Origin of the sequence: Kitasatospora sp. DSM 101779 (assembly GCF_025655475.1) — a bacterium.
Taxonomy (GTDB): domain Bacteria; phylum Actinomycetota; class Actinomycetes; order Streptomycetales; family Streptomycetaceae; genus Kitasatospora.
This window is the reverse complement of record NZ_JAHTIK010000001.1, coordinates 5,713,858-5,728,455: the sequence shown is the minus strand read 5'-3', so window position 1 is coordinate 5,728,455 and position 14,598 is coordinate 5,713,858. Positions and strand designations below refer to the sequence as shown.

14 protein-coding genes and 1 pseudogene are annotated in these 14,598 nt (G+C 72.1%); 6 read left to right on the top strand and 9 right to left on the bottom strand.

The window, feature by feature from the left end; genetic code table 11:
- Nucleotides 1–48: 48 nt before the first annotated feature.
- The 5 genes from KSNIM_RS26060 to KSNIM_RS26040 form a co-directional block, all read right to left on the bottom strand.
- Nucleotides 49–927 (bottom strand): amidohydrolase family protein, encoded by an 879-nt coding sequence (locus tag KSNIM_RS26060; RefSeq protein WP_263105556.1) that lies wholly within the window; start codon nt 925–927, stop codon nt 49–51.
- Entirely contained in the window at nt 924–2,549 is a 1,626-nt protein-coding gene (locus KSNIM_RS26055) for an acyl-CoA dehydrogenase family protein (protein WP_263105555.1), read from the bottom strand. Before KSNIM_RS26055 ends, KSNIM_RS26060 begins: the two co-directional genes overlap by 4 nt.
- A 69-nt stretch (nt 2,550–2,618) precedes the next feature.
- On the bottom strand, nt 2,619–3,245 hold the full coding sequence (locus tag KSNIM_RS26050) for a TetR/AcrR family transcriptional regulator (protein ID WP_263105554.1): 627 nt from the start codon (nt 3,243–3,245) through the stop codon (nt 2,619–2,621).
- Between the two features lie 159 nt (nt 3,246–3,404).
- On the bottom strand, nt 3,405–4,244 hold the full coding sequence (locus KSNIM_RS26045) for a serine protease (RefSeq protein WP_263105553.1): 840 nt from the start codon (nt 4,242–4,244) through the stop codon (nt 3,405–3,407).
- A 336-nt stretch (nt 4,245–4,580) separates the two neighbouring features.
- The gene (locus KSNIM_RS26040) at nt 4,581–5,204 is read right to left on the bottom strand and encodes a TetR family transcriptional regulator (protein WP_263105552.1); all 624 of its coding nucleotides are present in this window, start codon (nt 5,202–5,204) and stop codon (nt 4,581–4,583) included.
- Nucleotides 5,205–5,320: 116 nt separating this feature from the next.
- Here KSNIM_RS26040 and KSNIM_RS26035 point away from each other — a divergent pair, with 116 nt between their 5' ends.
- Both KSNIM_RS26035 and KSNIM_RS26030 read left to right on the top strand, forming a co-directional pair.
- Nucleotides 5,321–5,476 carry a hypothetical protein gene (locus KSNIM_RS26035; RefSeq protein ID WP_263105551.1) on the top strand — a complete coding sequence of 52 codons (156 nt, stop codon included), beginning with the start codon at nt 5,321–5,323 and terminating at the stop codon, nt 5,474–5,476.
- 31 nt (nt 5,477–5,507) lie between these two features.
- On the top strand, nt 5,508–5,771 hold the full coding sequence (locus tag KSNIM_RS26030) for a DUF4190 domain-containing protein (RefSeq protein ID WP_263105550.1): 264 nt from the start codon (nt 5,508–5,510) through the stop codon (nt 5,769–5,771).
- A 69-nt stretch (nt 5,772–5,840) separates the two neighbouring features.
- On the opposite strand, the gene KSNIM_RS26025 is transcribed toward KSNIM_RS26030, so the two are convergent.
- Nucleotides 5,841–7,736 (bottom strand): ricin-type beta-trefoil lectin domain protein, encoded by a 1,896-nt coding sequence (locus KSNIM_RS26025; RefSeq protein ID WP_263105549.1) that lies wholly within the window; start codon nt 7,734–7,736, stop codon nt 5,841–5,843.
- 277 nt (nt 7,737–8,013) lie between these two features.
- On the opposite strand from KSNIM_RS26025, the gene KSNIM_RS26020 reads away from it, so the two are divergent.
- Both KSNIM_RS26020 and KSNIM_RS26015 read left to right on the top strand, forming a co-directional pair.
- Complete coding sequence (locus KSNIM_RS26020; RefSeq protein ID WP_263105548.1) at nt 8,014–9,219, top strand: alginate lyase family protein; 1,206 nt, start codon at nt 8,014–8,016, stop codon at nt 9,217–9,219.
- Between the two features lie 86 nt (nt 9,220–9,305).
- The gene (locus KSNIM_RS26015; RefSeq protein ID WP_263105547.1) at nt 9,306–9,509 is read left to right on the top strand and encodes a hypothetical protein; all 204 of its coding nucleotides are present in this window, start codon (nt 9,306–9,308) and stop codon (nt 9,507–9,509) included.
- 42 nt (nt 9,510–9,551) lie between these two features.
- On the opposite strand, the gene KSNIM_RS26010 is transcribed toward KSNIM_RS26015, so the two are convergent.
- The gene (locus KSNIM_RS26010; RefSeq protein WP_263105546.1) at nt 9,552–10,289 is read right to left on the bottom strand and encodes an SDR family oxidoreductase; all 738 of its coding nucleotides are present in this window, start codon (nt 10,287–10,289) and stop codon (nt 9,552–9,554) included.
- A 92-nt stretch (nt 10,290–10,381) separates the two neighbouring features.
- Between KSNIM_RS26010 and KSNIM_RS26005 the strand changes: the two genes are divergently transcribed.
- Nucleotides 10,382–11,245 carry a LysR family transcriptional regulator gene (locus tag KSNIM_RS26005; RefSeq protein WP_263105545.1) on the top strand — a complete coding sequence of 288 codons (864 nt, stop codon included), beginning with the start codon at nt 10,382–10,384 and terminating at the stop codon, nt 11,243–11,245.
- A gap of 118 nt (nt 11,246–11,363) precedes the next feature.
- Here the strand turns inward: KSNIM_RS26005 and KSNIM_RS26000 are convergent.
- Both KSNIM_RS26000 and gcl read right to left on the bottom strand, forming a co-directional pair.
- A pseudogene (locus tag KSNIM_RS26000) lies at nt 11,364–11,627 on the bottom strand (DUF1772 domain-containing protein); the annotation flags it as partial.
- Between the two features lie 155 nt (nt 11,628–11,782).
- Entirely contained in the window at nt 11,783–13,564 is a 1,782-nt protein-coding gene (gene gcl, locus KSNIM_RS25990; protein WP_263105544.1) for a glyoxylate carboligase, read from the bottom strand.
- Nucleotides 13,565–13,739: 175 nt separating this feature from the next.
- On the opposite strand from gcl, the gene KSNIM_RS25985 reads away from it, so the two are divergent.
- A complete protein-coding gene (locus KSNIM_RS25985; RefSeq protein WP_263105543.1) occupies nt 13,740–14,495 on the top strand; it encodes a PP2C family protein-serine/threonine phosphatase in 756 nt (251 codons plus the stop codon).
- Nucleotides 14,496–14,598: the final 103 nt, after the last annotated feature.

The following is a 14,598-nucleotide window of genomic DNA, read 5'->3' as shown; positions in this document are numbered from 1 at the left end:
ACCCCGCCCAGCGGCTCAGCCCCCCGGGCAACCCCCACCCGAGGACGGCTACCCGCCCACCCCGAACAACCGCGCCGCATTCCCCCAACACACCGCCCGCAGCCACCCGTCCCCCAGACCCAGGCCGGCCAGCACCTGCAGGGCGTGCCCGTACCCGTACGGGATGTTGGGGAAGTCGGTGCCGTGCAGGATGCGGTCCTGCAGGTCGGCGAGGCGGGGTCGCAGGCCGGGCGGGAAGGGGGCCAGGCGTTCGGTGAAGTCGGTGAACGCCATGGTGGTGTCGAGGTGGACGTTCGGGTGGCGGTCGGCGAGGTCGAGGAAGTCGGCGTACTCGGGCAGGCCCATGTGCGCCACGACCAGGTGCAGTCGGGGGTGGCGGGCGAGTACGGCGCCGATCGGCCCCGGCCCGGTGTGCTTGCCGGGGGCGGGGCCGGAGCCGCAGTGCGTGACCACCGGGGTGCCGCTCTCGGCGAGCAGGCCCCAGACGGCGTCCAGCCGCGGGTCGGCCGGGTCGTAGGCCCCCACCTGCACATGGGCCTTGAAGACCCGGGCGCCGCGGTCGAGCGCCGCCGCCACGTACCCGGCAGCGCCGTCCTCGGGGTAGAAGGTGGCGGTGTGCAGGCAGTCGGGGGTGCGGGCGGCGAAGTCCGCGGCCCAGGCGTTGAGCCAGGCGGCCATCGCGGGCTTGTGCGGGTAGAGCATGGCGGTGAACGCACGGACGCCGAACTCTCGGAGGGTGTCGATGCGTTGCCGTTCGTCGTGCCGGTAGGCGATCGGCCAGGGCCGCCCGGTGAGCGGCCCGGCCGCGTCGAAGTACGCCCACACCTTGTCGAGCACCCGCTCGGGCATGAAGTGGGTGTGGACGTCGATCAGCCCGGGCAGTCCCAACTGCTGCCAGAAGGACCGGACTTCGTCGGCCTCGGTCACCGCCGGACGGCCCTGTCGAGGATCGCGGCGGTGTCGGTGCCGGCGGGCAGGGTGCCGAAGGCGAGTCCGTGGTCGCCGCCGAGCCGGGAGGCGCAGAAGGCGTCGGCCACGGCAGGGTCGCCGTACCGGACGAGCAGCGAGCCCTGGAGGGCGAGGGCCATCGACTCGACGAGCCGGCGGGTGCGGTACTCGAGGTCGGTGAGGTCACCGAGTTGCTTGCGCAGGGCGGCGACGGCGGCGTCGAGACGGCGGTCGGCGCCTGCGGCGGCGTCGAGTTCGGCGAGGAAGGCATCGACGCTGGCGGGGCGGCGGGCCATGGCGCGCAGCGCGTCCAGGGCGGCGACGTTGCCGGAGCCCTCCCAGATGGAGACCAGCGGGGCCTCCCGGTAGAGCCGGGGCATGCCGGACTCCTCGACGTAGCCGTTGCCGCCCAGGCACTCCAGCGCCTCGGCGGCGTGCGCCGGGCCGCGCTTGCAGACCCAGTACTTGGAGACGGCGAGGCCGAGGCGGCGCAGCAGGGTCTCCTGCTCGTCACCGGCGAGGGCGGCGTCGGTGGCGGCGGCGAGCCGCATGGCGACGACGGTCGCGGCCTCGGACTCGACGACGAGGTCGGCGAGGACGTTGCGCATCAGCGGCTGGTCGACCAGGGCGGCGCCGAACGCCCGTCGGTGGGTGGCGTGGTGGAGGGCGCGGACGGTGCCGTAGCGCATGCCGGAGGCGGCGCCGATGGTGCAGTCGAGGCGGGTCATGTTGACCATCTCGATGATGGTGGGGACGCCGCGGCCCTCCTCGCCGACCAGCCAGCCGGTGGCGCCCTCGTACTCGATCTCGGCGGAGGCGTTGGACTTGTTGCCGAGCTTGTCCTTGAGCCGCTGGAGGCGGATCGGGTTGCGGCTGCCGTCGGGCAGCACCCGGGGCAGCAGGAAGCAGCTGAGTCCGCCGGGGGCCTGGGCGAGGGTGAGGAAGACGTCCGACATGGGCGCGGAGGTGAACCACTTGTGGCCGGTGAGCCGGTAGCTGCCGTCGGTGTGCGGGACGGCGGTGGTGGTGTTGGCACGGACGTCGGAGCCGCCCTGTTTCTCGGTCATCGACATGCCGGCGATCAGGCCGCGCTTGGTGCTGGGCTCGCGCAGCCCGAAGTCGTACTCCCGGGCGGAGAGCAACGGTTCGTAGCGCTCGGCGAGGTCGGGGGTGGCGCGCAGGGCGGGCACGGCGGCGTAGGTCATGGAGATCGGGCAGGTGTGGCCGGCCTCGACCTGGCCCCAGACGTAGAACTTGGCGGCGCGGGCGGTGTGCGCGCCCGGGCGGCGGTCGGCCCAGGGGGCGGCGTGCAGGCCGTACCGGACGGCGGTGTCCATCAGCCGGTGCCAGTACGGGTGGAACTCGACCTCGTCGACGCGGTGGCCGTAGCGGTCGTGGGTGCGCAGCACGGGCGGGTTCTCGTTGGCCAGGCGGCCCCAGGTGTCGGCCTCCTCGGAGCCGGCGAGGCGCCCGAGTTCGTGGAGTTCGTCCTCGGCCCAGCCGGCGCCGGCCCGGTGCAGGGCGGCGAGCAGCGCCGGGTCGGCGGCGACGTCGTGGCCGTACGGGTCGGGGACCTGGTTGGTGACCTCGTGCGTCGGCATGCCGTCCTCCTGGGCGGGGGTCTGGGTGTATGCGGGCTTCGGTGCTCTGGCGGTCTGCGGCTTCGGGGATCAGCGGGCGGTGCGGTGCGGCGGCGCGTCCTCGGGGGTGCCGAGGGCGCGCAGGGCGAAGGCGGTGAGTGCGGGGATGGTGTCGCCGGGGTCGCCGCCGGCGGCGAGCGGTCCGACGAGCGCCTCGCCGATCGCGCCGACCAGTGCGGCGGCGGTCAGTTCGGCGTCCTGGGGCGGGAGTTCGCCGCTCTCGACGGCGTCGACGATCTGCGCGGCGATGAGGTCGCGGAAGGCCCGGCGGAAGACCAGGCGCTCGGCGTCGACGACCGGGTCGGCGGGTTCGGCGAGCAGAGCGTAGGCGCGGCGGGGGGCCTTGAGCGCCCGGGCGGCGAAGGTCTCGACGACGGCGGCGATCCGGCGCTGCGGGGTGGACTCGCGTTCGACGGCCGCGGTGACGGCGGCGACCTCCCTGCCGACGACCGTCCGGAAGAGCTCGACGGCGAGGTCGGACTTGCCGGCGAAGTGCCGGTACATGGAGCCGGTGGCGATCCCGGCGCGTTCGGCGACGGCGGCGACCGAGCAGCCCGCGTAGCCCCGCTCGGCGAGCAGGGCGACGGCCGCCCGGAGCACGGCGTCGCGCTGGGCGTCGAGCCGGGCCTGGACGGCGGGGGTGCGTCGGTATGCCATGTCAAGCATTGAAGCACTGATTCACTGCTTCGAGAAGAGCGGCCGCGCCCGGCCCGCCGACCCCGGGAACGCCGTGAGGGCCGCCCACCGGTCGGCGGGCGGCCCTCGGGGAGGGGGCGGCAGTTGGCTTTCGGGCCCGCGGGGGCGCGGGCGGTCCCGCTACGGCTTGGGGAGCGCGCAGCCGGCGCGGTTCAGGTCGAGTACGTTGCCGGCGGCGAAGCAGGCGGGGATGAGGTAGGTCTCCTCGGCGTAGTTGATGCCCTTGCGCACCGTCACCGCGCCGTTCTGGTCGACCTCGCACGGGTTGTTCTCGGTGCAGCGCTCGCCGTCCTCGTTGCCGGTGTTGTTCACGGCGACGACCTGGCCGGTGGCGGTGTCGACGACCGGGGAGCCGGAGGTGCCGCCGATCGTGTTGCAGCTGGAGGTGTAGCGGACGGAGTCCTTCCAGGTCCAGCCGCCCTCCTTCAGCCGGTAGACGAAGCCGTCCACGCTGCAGGAGTAGATCTTCTTCCAGTACCCGGAGACCACCTTGATCGAGGCACCGGCCGCGGGGTGGCTCGCCGAGAGGGTGAGCGGGGCGATGCCGTAGCGGGACTGGACGGCGGCGTAGGTGCTGGTCAGCTGGTAGAGCGTCACATCGGTGTCGGTCATGGTGCTGTAGACGACCTTGTTCGCGCGCAGCGTGCCGAGGCTGCCGCCGGAGGAGTTGAGCAGGGTGAAGCTTCGGCTGGACGAGCGGTTGGTGATCACCTGGCCCGGCGAGGGCATGCCGGTCTCCAGGCAGTGGCCGTTGGTGAGCACCAGGGCGGGGTCGGTGGAGACCGAGCCGGGCAGCCGGACGACCGAGCCGGAGCAGTTGCTGAGCGCCACGGTGCCGGCGAAGTTGACGGTGACGGCTGCGGCGCCCTTGGTCGCGGCCGAGGCGGGGGCGGCACCGGCCAGCGCGGTGGCGCCGCCGAGCAGCAGGGCCAGGGACGCGCCGATGAGCGGCTTCTTCATGGGAGGGCCTCTCGAAGTGGGGGTCCTCCAAACCTGGCGTGTCCATGACGTCACGTCAATATGCTTGTATGAATTACCGGTTACGGCAACTGCCTGCCGCGCCGGGCAGGCACCTCAGGGACACCGGGGGCACCTCCCGGCCGAAGGCCGGGGGCAGAGTTGCGCCATGCGGACGCGGCGATCGAACCGATGACGGGCGACCCCGGAGCGGAACGCGCACCCGCCCCCACACTGCGCAGTTCCCCGCGTCCCCGGTCCAGCAACACCGCATGCTGCGAAGCGCCCCCGACACGGGGCCGGATGGCCTCGGCGCCCCGATGCGGACGCCCCCGGGCCTCAGCCCTCGTCGAGCCAGTGGCGCCGACCCGTGGTGATCAGCCGCAGCTGGGTGCGGGCGGTGCGGGCGATCCGCCCCTCCCCCGCCGGGCCGGCCTCCAGGAAGGCGGCGGCGGTCGCCACCATGTGCTCGACGTAGAGTTCGGCGAGCATCCGCACGTCCGCCGCCGGCCAGCCCTCCGAGGCCGGCTGGGCGCCGAGACCGGCCGCGACCTCCTCGGCGAAGCGCTCGAACTCGGCGGCGATCGCCTCCCGGACGGCCCGCACCCCGCCGTGCCGCTCGCGCGCCAGGAAGCGTACGTGCGCCCGGTGCTCGCGCACGTGGTCGGCGATCAGGTCCACCGTGCGGTCGATGAGCTGCTCGGAGTCGCCGGACTCGGCCAGCACCCGGCGGATCATCCCGTGCAGGCTGGCGAGCGACTCCTCGACCAGGACCACGGCCAGTTCGGACAGGTCGCGGAAGTGCCGGTAGAACCCGGCGGGCGAGAGCCCGGCCTCCCGGGTCACCTCCCGGACGCCGATGCCGCTGAGGTTCTGGTGCTCCAGCAGGCCGAGGGCTCCGTCGAGGAGGGCGCGGCGGCTCTGCTGCTTCTGGGCCTGGCGGACCCCGGGGGTGTGACTCACATCATTCAGTAAACAACCGTTTGCCGACTTTTGCGAGCCCCGAAGCGCGTACGATGGAGAAGTCGGCGAACAGTCGTACACCGAATCGGCCGCCGACCGGGGAGAGGACACCTGCCGTGAGCCTTCTGATCGTCATCGTCGCCATGGGCCTCCTCGCGGGGGCCGCGATCCACACCTCCATGCCGGTCTTCCTGGCCGCCTCCGCAGCGATCGCGCTGTGGCTGCTCGCCTTCGGCGCCCGCGAGCGGCTCGCCCGCGCCCGTCACCGCTGACACCCCCTCGACCTCCCACCGGAGTCCTGCCATGGAACAGTCCGTCACACCCCGCACCACCGCCGACGGCGACCAGATGGCCGTCGCCTCCTTCCTGCTGGCCCTGCCGGGGCTGCTGCTCTTCAACCTGGTGCTCGGCCCGGTCGCGATCGTGCTCGGCACGCTCGCCCTGGTCCGCGGTACGCGGCGGCGCGGCCGGGCTCTTCTCGGCATCGCGCTCGGCGTCGCCGACCTCGCCGTCCTCGTAGCCGTGACCCTCGCCGGGCACGGCACCGTCTGGCAGCTCGGCGTCTGACGGAACGGCGACGCACCCGGTCCCGCCCCCTGCGGCGGGACCGGGCGCGTGCCCGTGGACGGCCGACCGTCAGGAGGTCGGAGCCGTCCACTTCTGGTTGGCCGCGCCGGTGCAGGTCCAGATCTGGATCCGCGCACCGTTGGCCGAGCTGTTGTCCGTCACGTCCAGGCACTTGTTCGCCGCCGGATTGACGAGGTCGTGCGTCGACGGGCTGTACGCCCACTGCTGGGCGCCCGTCCCGTTGCAGTCGTAGAGCTGGGTCTTGGCGCCGTCCGCGGTCGAACCGGAGGCCACGTCCAGGCACTTGCCGAGGGCGCGGACCGTCCCGTCGGTGCCGACCGTCCAGCTCTGGGCGCCGGTGCCGTTGCAGTCGTAGAGCTGGACGGCCGTACCGTTGGCGGAGTTGCCGCCCGCCACGTCCAGGCACTTGCCGGCCAGGCCGGTGATCCGGCCGGTCGCGCCACCGCCCCCGCCCTGGGCGCCGGCCCAGGTGAAGGTGGCGGAGGTCTTCGCGGGCAGGTTGTAGCTGAAGTTCTGGCCGCCCCACACCACCCGGACGGTCTGCGCACTGCCGCTGTCGTTGTACGCGACCAGCGCCTTGGAGCCGTCCGGGTTCTGCCAGGCCACGTTCGGCACCGCGGAGTTGGCGGTGGAGGCGATCCGGTACGCGCCCGGCTTCACGAACTTGGTGAGGTGCCCCATGGTGTAGTACTCGACCGTGTAGTCCACCTGGCCGCTGCGGGAGTCGCCGTTGTGCACCGTGACGAGCCCGGTGCAGGTGCCGCAGCCGCCGTAGTGCGGACCCATGTTCTGGTCGACGGCGAGGCTCCACTTGGTCACCGACTTACCCCAGTTGCGGGTGTAGTCGATGATGTTGCGCATGTCCTCCTGCTGCTGGTTGCCGATCCAGGTGCCGCCGGAGTGCTCGGTGTCGAAGGCGTCCACCGTCGGGTACTGGTTGTGCACGGTGGTCTGCGCCGAGACGTCGCCGCCGTAGCCGTGCCAGGCCATGCCGCCGAAGTTGGGGTGGGTGCGGATCGCCGCGTCGTCCATCACGGGCGCCGCGTAGCCGTTGTACTGGTCCCAGTTCCAGTCCAGGGCCAGGACCTTGGTCGGCAGGCCCGCGCCGGCCAGCGCCGGCAGCAGGTCGTTCTTGGTGAAGTAGGCGAGGCCCGAGCCGTTCCAGCTCATCGAGGGGTATCCGGCGCAGCAGGTGGGCTCGTTCTGCACCGTCACGTAGTTCACCGGCACGCCCTGGGCCTGGTACGCCTGGAGGTACTTGACGAAGTACTGGGCGTAGGCGCCGTAGTACTCGGCCTTCAGCCAGCCGCCGTTGAGGTTGCCGCTGTCCTTCATCCAGGCGGGCGCCGTCCACGGCGAGGCCATGGTGGTGAGCGCCGGGTTGAGCTGCTTGGCCTGCTTGGTGAGCGGCAGCACGTCGGCGAGGTCGTGGCCGATGGTGAAGCCGTTCAGCGCCGGGTCGACCGAGCCGGCGGGCTGGTCGTCGTAGGTGTAGCCGTAGCGGGCCAGGTCGGAGGAGCCCATCGGGTTGCGCAGGAACGACAGCCCGATGCCCTCGGTGGGCGAGAAGAGATTGCGCATGGTGGCGTCGCGGGTGGCCGCGCTCAGGGCGCCACTGCTGTTCATCAGCCAGGCGGCGGTGTCGGTGAACGAGGCGCCGCCGCCGGTGAACTGCTGGTAGCGGGTGGACTCGTCGACCGAGATCAGCTGGCCGCCGCTGCCGGAGCCGGAGGTGAAGGTGAAGGCGGCCTGCTGGGCGAGGCCGCGGGTGACGTGCCGTCCGCCGGCGTCGTCGGTGGTGGTGAGCCAGACGTTGACGGTCTCGCCCGCCGCGTGTGCTCCGGGCGCTGTGGCCAGCAGACCGGTGGCGGCCAGGGCGCCGGAGAGCAGCGCGGCGGCCGCCCGGCGCGTGCGGGCGGCATGGTGGGGTGGGGGCCAGGCCATGATCGGATCCGCCTTCGGTGTGGGGGTGGGTGGGACGGATGGGCGATGTACGACTGCCGGCCGGCGGTCCAGATTCAACTCCTGATGACTCATCACCGTCAAGAAGCTGGTCTGAACCAAATCTCCGTCAACTCATGAACGCAGGAGAGCGGTTGCCCAATGATCAAGTGCCACGAGTTGACGGGACGTCTGACAGGAAAGTTTCCAGTTGACTTGACGTGACCACCACCGGACTAGTTGACTCCAGCTCCCGTCGCCCCCACCGAGCGGAGGACCCATGCACCGTCGCCACCGGCGCCGCCGGCTTCCCGCGGCCGCCGCGCTGCTCGCCCTCGTCTGCGCGATACCCGTCGGCCTCAACGCGACCGCCCCGGCTCCCGCCGAGGCCGCGCCGACCGCCTTCGCCCACCCCGGCGTGCTGCTCTCCAAGTCCCAGCTCGACTTCGTGCGGGCCGAGGTGCAGGCCGGGGCTCAGCCCCGGAAGAGCGCCTACGACCAGATGCACGCCAGCAAGTACGCCTCGCTGAGTCGAACTCCCAAGCCCCGCGCGGTGGTCGAGTGCGGCTCGTACTCCAACCCCAACTACGGCTGCACCGACGAGCGCGAGGACGCGCTGGCCGCGTACACCCTCGCCCTGGAGTGGTCGATCACCCGGGACACCCGTTACGCCGCCAAGGCCGTCCAGATCATGGACGCCTGGTCCGGCACGATCAAGGACCACACCAACAGCAACGCCCCACTGCAGAGCGCCTGGTCGGCCTCCACCTGGCCGCGGGCCGCCGAGATCATCCGGTACACCTACAACGGGTGGCCCGCCGACAAGGTCGACCGCTTCGGCGCGATGCTGCGCAACGTCTACCTCCCGAAGGTCGTCAACGGCTCACGCTCCAACGGCAACTGGGAGCTGAGCATGACCGAGGCCACCATCGGCATCGCGGTCTTCCTCAACGACCGGACGGTGTACGACAAGGCGGTCGCCACCTTCCGCAACCGGGTGCCCGCCTACATCTACCTCGCCTCCGACGGCTCCCTGCCGAAGACCGTGCCCGGCAGCGGCCTGGACACCCGGGACGAGATCGTGAAGTACTGGCAGGGCCAGTCCACCTTCGTCGACGGCCTCACCCAGGAGACCTGCCGCGACCTCACCCACACCGGCTACGGCCTGTCCGCGATCGCCCACGTCGCCGAGACCAGCCGCATCCAGGGGCAGGACCTCTACCCCGAGGTCGCCGACCGGCTGCGGCACGCCCTCGGCTTCCAGTCCAAGTTTGAGCTGGGCACCGCCGTCCCGTCCTGGCTCTGCGGCGGCAGCCTCTCCCAGCACATGGGCCCGGTCACCGAGGTCGGTTTCAACGCCCTGCACAACCGTCTGGGTTACGGCATGGACAACACCCAGAAGCTCACCGAACAGCGCCGCCCCGCCGGCACCGACAACCTGTTCACCGCCTGGGAGACCCTGACCCACGCCGGCAACCCGTCCTGAGGCGGCCCCCTAGGGGCGCGGAGCCACCCCCACACCCGGTCGGCCGCGCCGGCGTCCCGCATCCGCCGGACGGACTCGGGGGTGAGGTGCCGGCCGAGCACGTCGAGGGCGGCGAGCCCCTCGGCCAGTACGGCGGGGTCGTCGGTGCCGAGCGCGGCGGCGACGGCCGGGTCGACGGGTGCGGCGGCGGCCGGCGCCGAAAGCTCGGAGACCTCGCGGCCTTGCGGACGAGGGAGCGGCGGCGGGCGGCCGGGTCGGTCTCCGTGACGACCGACCCGGCCGCCCGCTGATCCAGAAGGAGGGATCCCGGTCGGCTCACAGCGGGTTCGTGATCACCAGGGCACGACGCCGTCGTCCTCGAAGAACGAACCGGTCGGGCCGCCGTCGGGCAGCGTGGCGAGCCGGATCGCCGTGGCCGCGCCCTGTTCGGGGGTACGGGGGCCGTGGAAGCCGGTGAAGTCGGTGGCGACCAGGCCCGGGCAGGTGGCGTTGATCAGGATGTTCGTACCGGCGAACCGCCGGGCGTACTGCAAGGTGAGGGCGTTGAGGAAGGACTTCGACGGCGCGTAGGCCGCCATGATCGGACCGACCTCGATGTCCGGGTCCGCCTGCCGGGTCAGGGAGCCGACGCTGCTGGAGACGTTGACGATGCGCGGCGAGGCCGAGCGCCGCAGCAGTGGCAGCATCGCGTTGGTCACCCGGACGACACCCATCACGTTGGTGTCCACGACAGTGCGGAGCACCTCCAGATCGAGCACGGTCGGGTCCTGCACCCACCCCGGGCCCATCTCGCCGGAGATGCCGGCGTTGTTGACCAGCGCGTCCAGGCGGCCGGCCCGTCGTTCGATCAGTTCTGCGGCATCGGTGACGCTCTGGCCGTCGGTCACGTCCAGCGGTACCTCGAAGGCGTCCACGCCGAGGGCGCGCAGCTTGCCGACGGCGGTTTCACGTCGGGCCGCGTCACGGGCTCCCACGCCCACGCGGCACCCGAGGCCGCCCAGCCCGGCCGCGATCTCGTACCCGATGCCCTTGTTCGCGCCGGTCACCAGCGCGATCATCGTTTCGCTCATGCCGATGATGGTGGCTCGCGGCCCAGTGGCGCGGCCAACACCGATCCGGTGCCCTGTCATACCCGTCGGGTATCACCGCGTATGCTGCGGCCGTGGACACCCTGGAAACCCGCGAGTTGAGGTACTTCGTGGCCGTCGCCGAGGAGTTGCACTTCGGGCGCGCCGCCGAGCGCCTCGGCATGGCTCAGCCGCCGCTGTCGCGGGCGATCCAGCAGCTCGAACGGCGCCTCGGGGTCTGCCTGCTGGAGCGCAACCGCCGCGGTGTCCGCCTGACCGGTGCCGGAGAGGTGCTGTTGCAGGAGGGCCGGGCGGCCCTCGACGCGACCGCTGCCGCCGCCCGGCGCACCCGGCGCGCCGGCGGTGCCGACAGCCCTGGTGGTCCCCGCGATCAGCTGGTCCTCGCGGTGAAGGCCGCCGCGTCCCACGACCTGCTGCGCAAGCTCCTCGACGCCTACGCGGCCGAACCCGGCAGCGCCGAGGTCGAGGTGCTGCTGTGCGGCATGTGCGAGCAGGAGGAGCTGCTGCGCGACGGACGTGCCGATGTCGCGCTGATGCACACGCCGTGGAACTCCCTCGCCGGATTCGACAGCGAGGCACTCACGACCGAGGGGCAGGTCGCCCTCCTGCCTGCCGGGCACCCGCTGGCCGCCCGCGAGGCCCTGTCCCTGGCCGACGTCAGGGACGTCCCCGATCTGCCGCTCGCCCGCTGGCCCAGCCACGGCACCTACGCCCCCGGCCCGGGCCCCGAGATCCACAACCAGACGCAACTGGCCCAACTGATCGCCCTCGGACGCACCGTGGCGGTCGTCCCCGACTCCGCCCGTTCCTGGCTGTGGGCCGAGCACGCGGCCGTCCCCTTGACCGACGCGCCTCCCGTCGTGACCCACATCGCCTGGCCCGTGCACAGCCGCTCCGTCGCCCTGGCCGGCCTGATCCGCACGGCGGCGCGGCTATGACCGGGTCCCGCCCCCAGCTGCCACCATCCGTCAACAACCCGGTGAGGGCCTCGAATTCGTCTGCCGCCGTCATCCGTGCAGGCCACACCGCCTGCTGCGGTCTCGGCCCGCGGGCTCGGGCGAGGGCGGCGGCCGGCGCGGCGAAGGCGACGGTGATCACGGCGACGCGAACGCAGTGGTAGCGGTCCCAGCGGTTCGCCTGCTCCTTCCGGTCCGCGGGTCGGTTCTCGGAGGTCCGCGTCTTGCTCCGGTTGTTGATCGGGACGAGGAGCAGGACCGACATGACCACACCGAGGACCGGCGCACCGGCCGTGACGACGAGACCGGCGCCGTGGCCACCGGCCTTCGACCGCGACGCCCACAGGCAGCGCAACACCGTCGAACGGTGGATCAACCGGCTGAAGAACAGGCGAGGCCCGGCCACCCGCGACGAGAAGACCGGGCCCCAACTCCCCCGTCCGCGGCGAAGGCCGCCCGGGCGAGGGTTCGCCCGGGCGGCCCGGAGGGTGATGCGGGTGGGATCGGGGCCCGTCGGCCTCAGCCGGCGAGCGGGCGGACGGCGGTCGGGGCGTGGCCCGGCTCGGTGGCCAGGTCCTCGAACTCGACCACGCTGGCGATGTCGGTGCCGCTCATCGCGATGTTGGTGACCCGCTCCAGGATCGCCTCGACGACGACCGGGACGCGGAACTCGGCGGCGAGCTTCTTCGCCTCCTCGAAGGCCGGCAGCAGCTGGTCCGGCTCGGTGACCCGGATCGCCTTGCAGCCGAGGCCCTCGGCGACCTTGACGTGGTCGACGCCGTAGACGCCCAGCTCCGGCGAGTTGAGGTTCTCGAACTCCAGCTTGACCTGGAAGTCGATGTCGAAGTTCCGCTGCGCCTGGCGGATCAGGCCCAGGTACGAGTTGTTCACCAGGACGTGGACGTAGGGGATCCGGTGCTGGGCGCCGACCGCCAGCTCCTCGATCATGAACTGGAAGTCGTAGTCGCCGGAGAGCGCGACGACGGGGGTCTGAGGGTCGGCGGTGGCGACGCCCAGCGCGGCCGGGACGGTCCAGCCGAGCGGGCCGGCCTGGCCGCAGTTGATCCAGTGCCGCGGCTTGTAGACGTGCAGCATCTGCGCGCCGGCGATCTGCGAGAGGCCGATGGTGGTGACGTACCGGGTCTCCGGGCCGAAGGCGCGGTTCATCTCCTCGTAGACGCGCTGCGGCTTGAGCGGCACGTTGTCGAAGTGGGTGCGGCGCAGCAGGGTGGCCTTGCGTTCCTGGGCGGCGGCGGCCCAGGAGCTGCGGTCCTTGAGCACGCCGGCGGCGCTGCGCTCCTTGGCGACCTCGACGAAGAGCTCCAGGGCGGCGGCGGCGTCGGAGGCGATGCCGTAGTCGGGGGCGAAGATCCGGCCGATCTGGGTGGGCTCGATGTCGACGTGCACGAAGGTGCGGCCCTTGGTGTAGACGTCGAGGCTGCCGGTGTGGCGGTTGGCCCAGCGGTTGCCGATGCCGAGGACGAAGTCGGACTCCAGGAAGGTCGCGTTGCCGTAGCGGTGCGAGGTCTGCAGGCCGACCATGCCCGCGTTGAGCTCGTGGTCGTCCGGGACGGTGCCCCAGCCCATCAGGGTCGGGACCACCGGGACGCCGGTCAGCTCGGCGAACTCGACGAGCAGGTCGGAGGCGTCCGCGTTGATGATGCCGCCGCCGGCGACGATCAGCGGGCGCTCCGAGGCCTGCAGCAGGTCGATCGCCTTCTCGATCTGGGCCCGGGTGGCGGTGGGCTTGTAGACCGGCAGCGGCTGGTACGTCTCGGGGTCGAACTCGATCTCGGTCATCTGGACGTCGATCGGCAGGTCGATGAGGACGGGGCCGGGACGGCCGGAGCGCATCAGGTGGAAGGCCTGCTGGAAGACGCCGGGGACCTGCGCGGCCTCCAGGACGGTGGTGGCCGCCTTGGTGACCGGGCGGGCGATCGAGGCGATGTCGACCGCCTGGAAGTCCTCCTTGTGGATCCGGGCGACCGGGGCCTGCCCGGTGATGCACAGGATCGGGATCGAGTCGGCGATGGCCGAGTACAGGCCGGTGATCATGTCGGTGCCGGCCGGCCCGGAGGTGCCGATGCAGACGCCGATGTTGCCGGGGTTGGCACGGGTGTAGCCCTCGGCCATGTGGGACGCGCCCTCGACGTGGCGGGCCAGCGTGTGGTGCACGTCCCCGGCGGCCTGGAGGGCGGCGTAGAAGGGGTTGATCGCCGCGCCCGGCACGCCGAACGCATTGGTCACGCCCTCGCGCTTGAGGATCTCAACTGCCGCGCGGGCGGCTGTCATTCGAGGCATCGGCTTCTCCTGCCCGAGCGGAAGTTCCGCGATGTGGAATGATGATTCTGAACTGCGGAATCAAACTAAGCCGGGGGCGCCGAGGGCGTCAAGGTAGGTTTCAACAGATCGTTGAAGACTTCGGCGGGGGCGGCCCGGCGGGCACCACAATGGGAGGGGAGAGGGGGCGAGCCACATGCCGTACATCGCCGTCAGTGCGCTGAGCCACGAGGGCCTGGTCCGCGACCACAACGAGGACAGCCTGGCCGTGGGGCCGTGGACGCTCTGCGCCACCGTCACCGAGAGCCCGCAGACACTGCTCTTCCCGCTCGGCGGGACGCCCGTCGTGGTGGCGGTGGCGGACGGGCTCGGCGGCCACCCGGCCGGCGAGGTCGCCTCCTCGCTCACCGCCCGCCGGCTCGCCGCGGCCGGCACCGCACTGCGCTCCGAGGACGACGTCCGCGGCGAGCTCCGCTCCTGCAACGCCGTCCTGTACGACGCCGCGGACGACGACCCGGACCTCACCGGGATGGGCACCACCGTCGCCGGACTGGTGCTGAGCGCCGAGCAGGTCCTGGTGTTCAACATCGGCGACAGCCAGGTCTTCGAGATCGCCGGACCACCCGGCGCGCCCGAGCTGCGGCTGCTCAGCACCGACGACAGCCCGCCGCCCCCGCCCGGCCGGCGTACCACCAACATCGTCACCAGCACCCTCGGCGGCACCGTCGTCCGCCGCGAGGTCGAACCGCACCTGCGCCGCCTGCCCGCCGCGGTCGGCGCCCGCTACCTGGTGTGCAGCGACGGCCTGACCGACCCGGTGCCGCCGGAGGAGCTGGCCGCCGTCCTCGCCGGCGAGGACGACCAGCGGGCCGCCTTCGAGCTCTGGCGGGCCGCGATCGAGGCGGGCGGGCCGGACAACATCACCCTGGCGCTGGTACGGATCGACGAGTGACCGGGCCGTGGCCGCCGAGCGGGTGAACCATCGGGATCGCGATGGATGCCATCGGAGGATCTATTGGCCCGGACGCCGGTCGGCGGCCTAGCGTCGAGGGAAA

Excerpts from the sequence above, each read along its gene's own strand:
- KSNIM_RS26030 (WP_263105550.1), top strand. The coding sequence starts at position 5,508 with ATGGAACAGTCCGTCACACCCCGCACCACCGCCGACGGCGACCAGATG.
- KSNIM_RS26050 (WP_263105554.1), bottom strand. The coding sequence starts at position 3,245 with ATGGCATACCGACGCACCCCCGCCGTCCAGGCCCGGCTCGACGCCCAG.
- gcl (WP_263105544.1), bottom strand. The coding sequence starts at position 13,564 with ATGCCTCGAATGACAGCCGCCCGCGCGGCAGTTGAGATCCTCAAGCGC.
- KSNIM_RS26020 (WP_263105548.1), top strand. The coding sequence starts at position 8,014 with ATGCACCGTCGCCACCGGCGCCGCCGGCTTCCCGCGGCCGCCGCGCTG.
- KSNIM_RS26025 (WP_263105549.1), bottom strand. The coding sequence starts at position 7,736 with ATGGCCTGGCCCCCACCCCACCATGCCGCCCGCACGCGCCGGGCGGCC.
- KSNIM_RS26055 (WP_263105555.1), bottom strand. The coding sequence starts at position 2,549 with ATGCCGACGCACGAGGTCACCAACCAGGTCCCCGACCCGTACGGCCAC.
- KSNIM_RS25985 (WP_263105543.1), top strand. The coding sequence starts at position 13,740 with ATGCCGTACATCGCCGTCAGTGCGCTGAGCCACGAGGGCCTGGTCCGC.
- KSNIM_RS26010 (WP_263105546.1), bottom strand. The coding sequence starts at position 10,289 with ATGAGCGAAACGATGATCGCGCTGGTGACCGGCGCGAACAAGGGCATC.
- KSNIM_RS26045 (WP_263105553.1), bottom strand. The coding sequence starts at position 4,244 with ATGAAGAAGCCGCTCATCGGCGCGTCCCTGGCCCTGCTGCTCGGCGGC.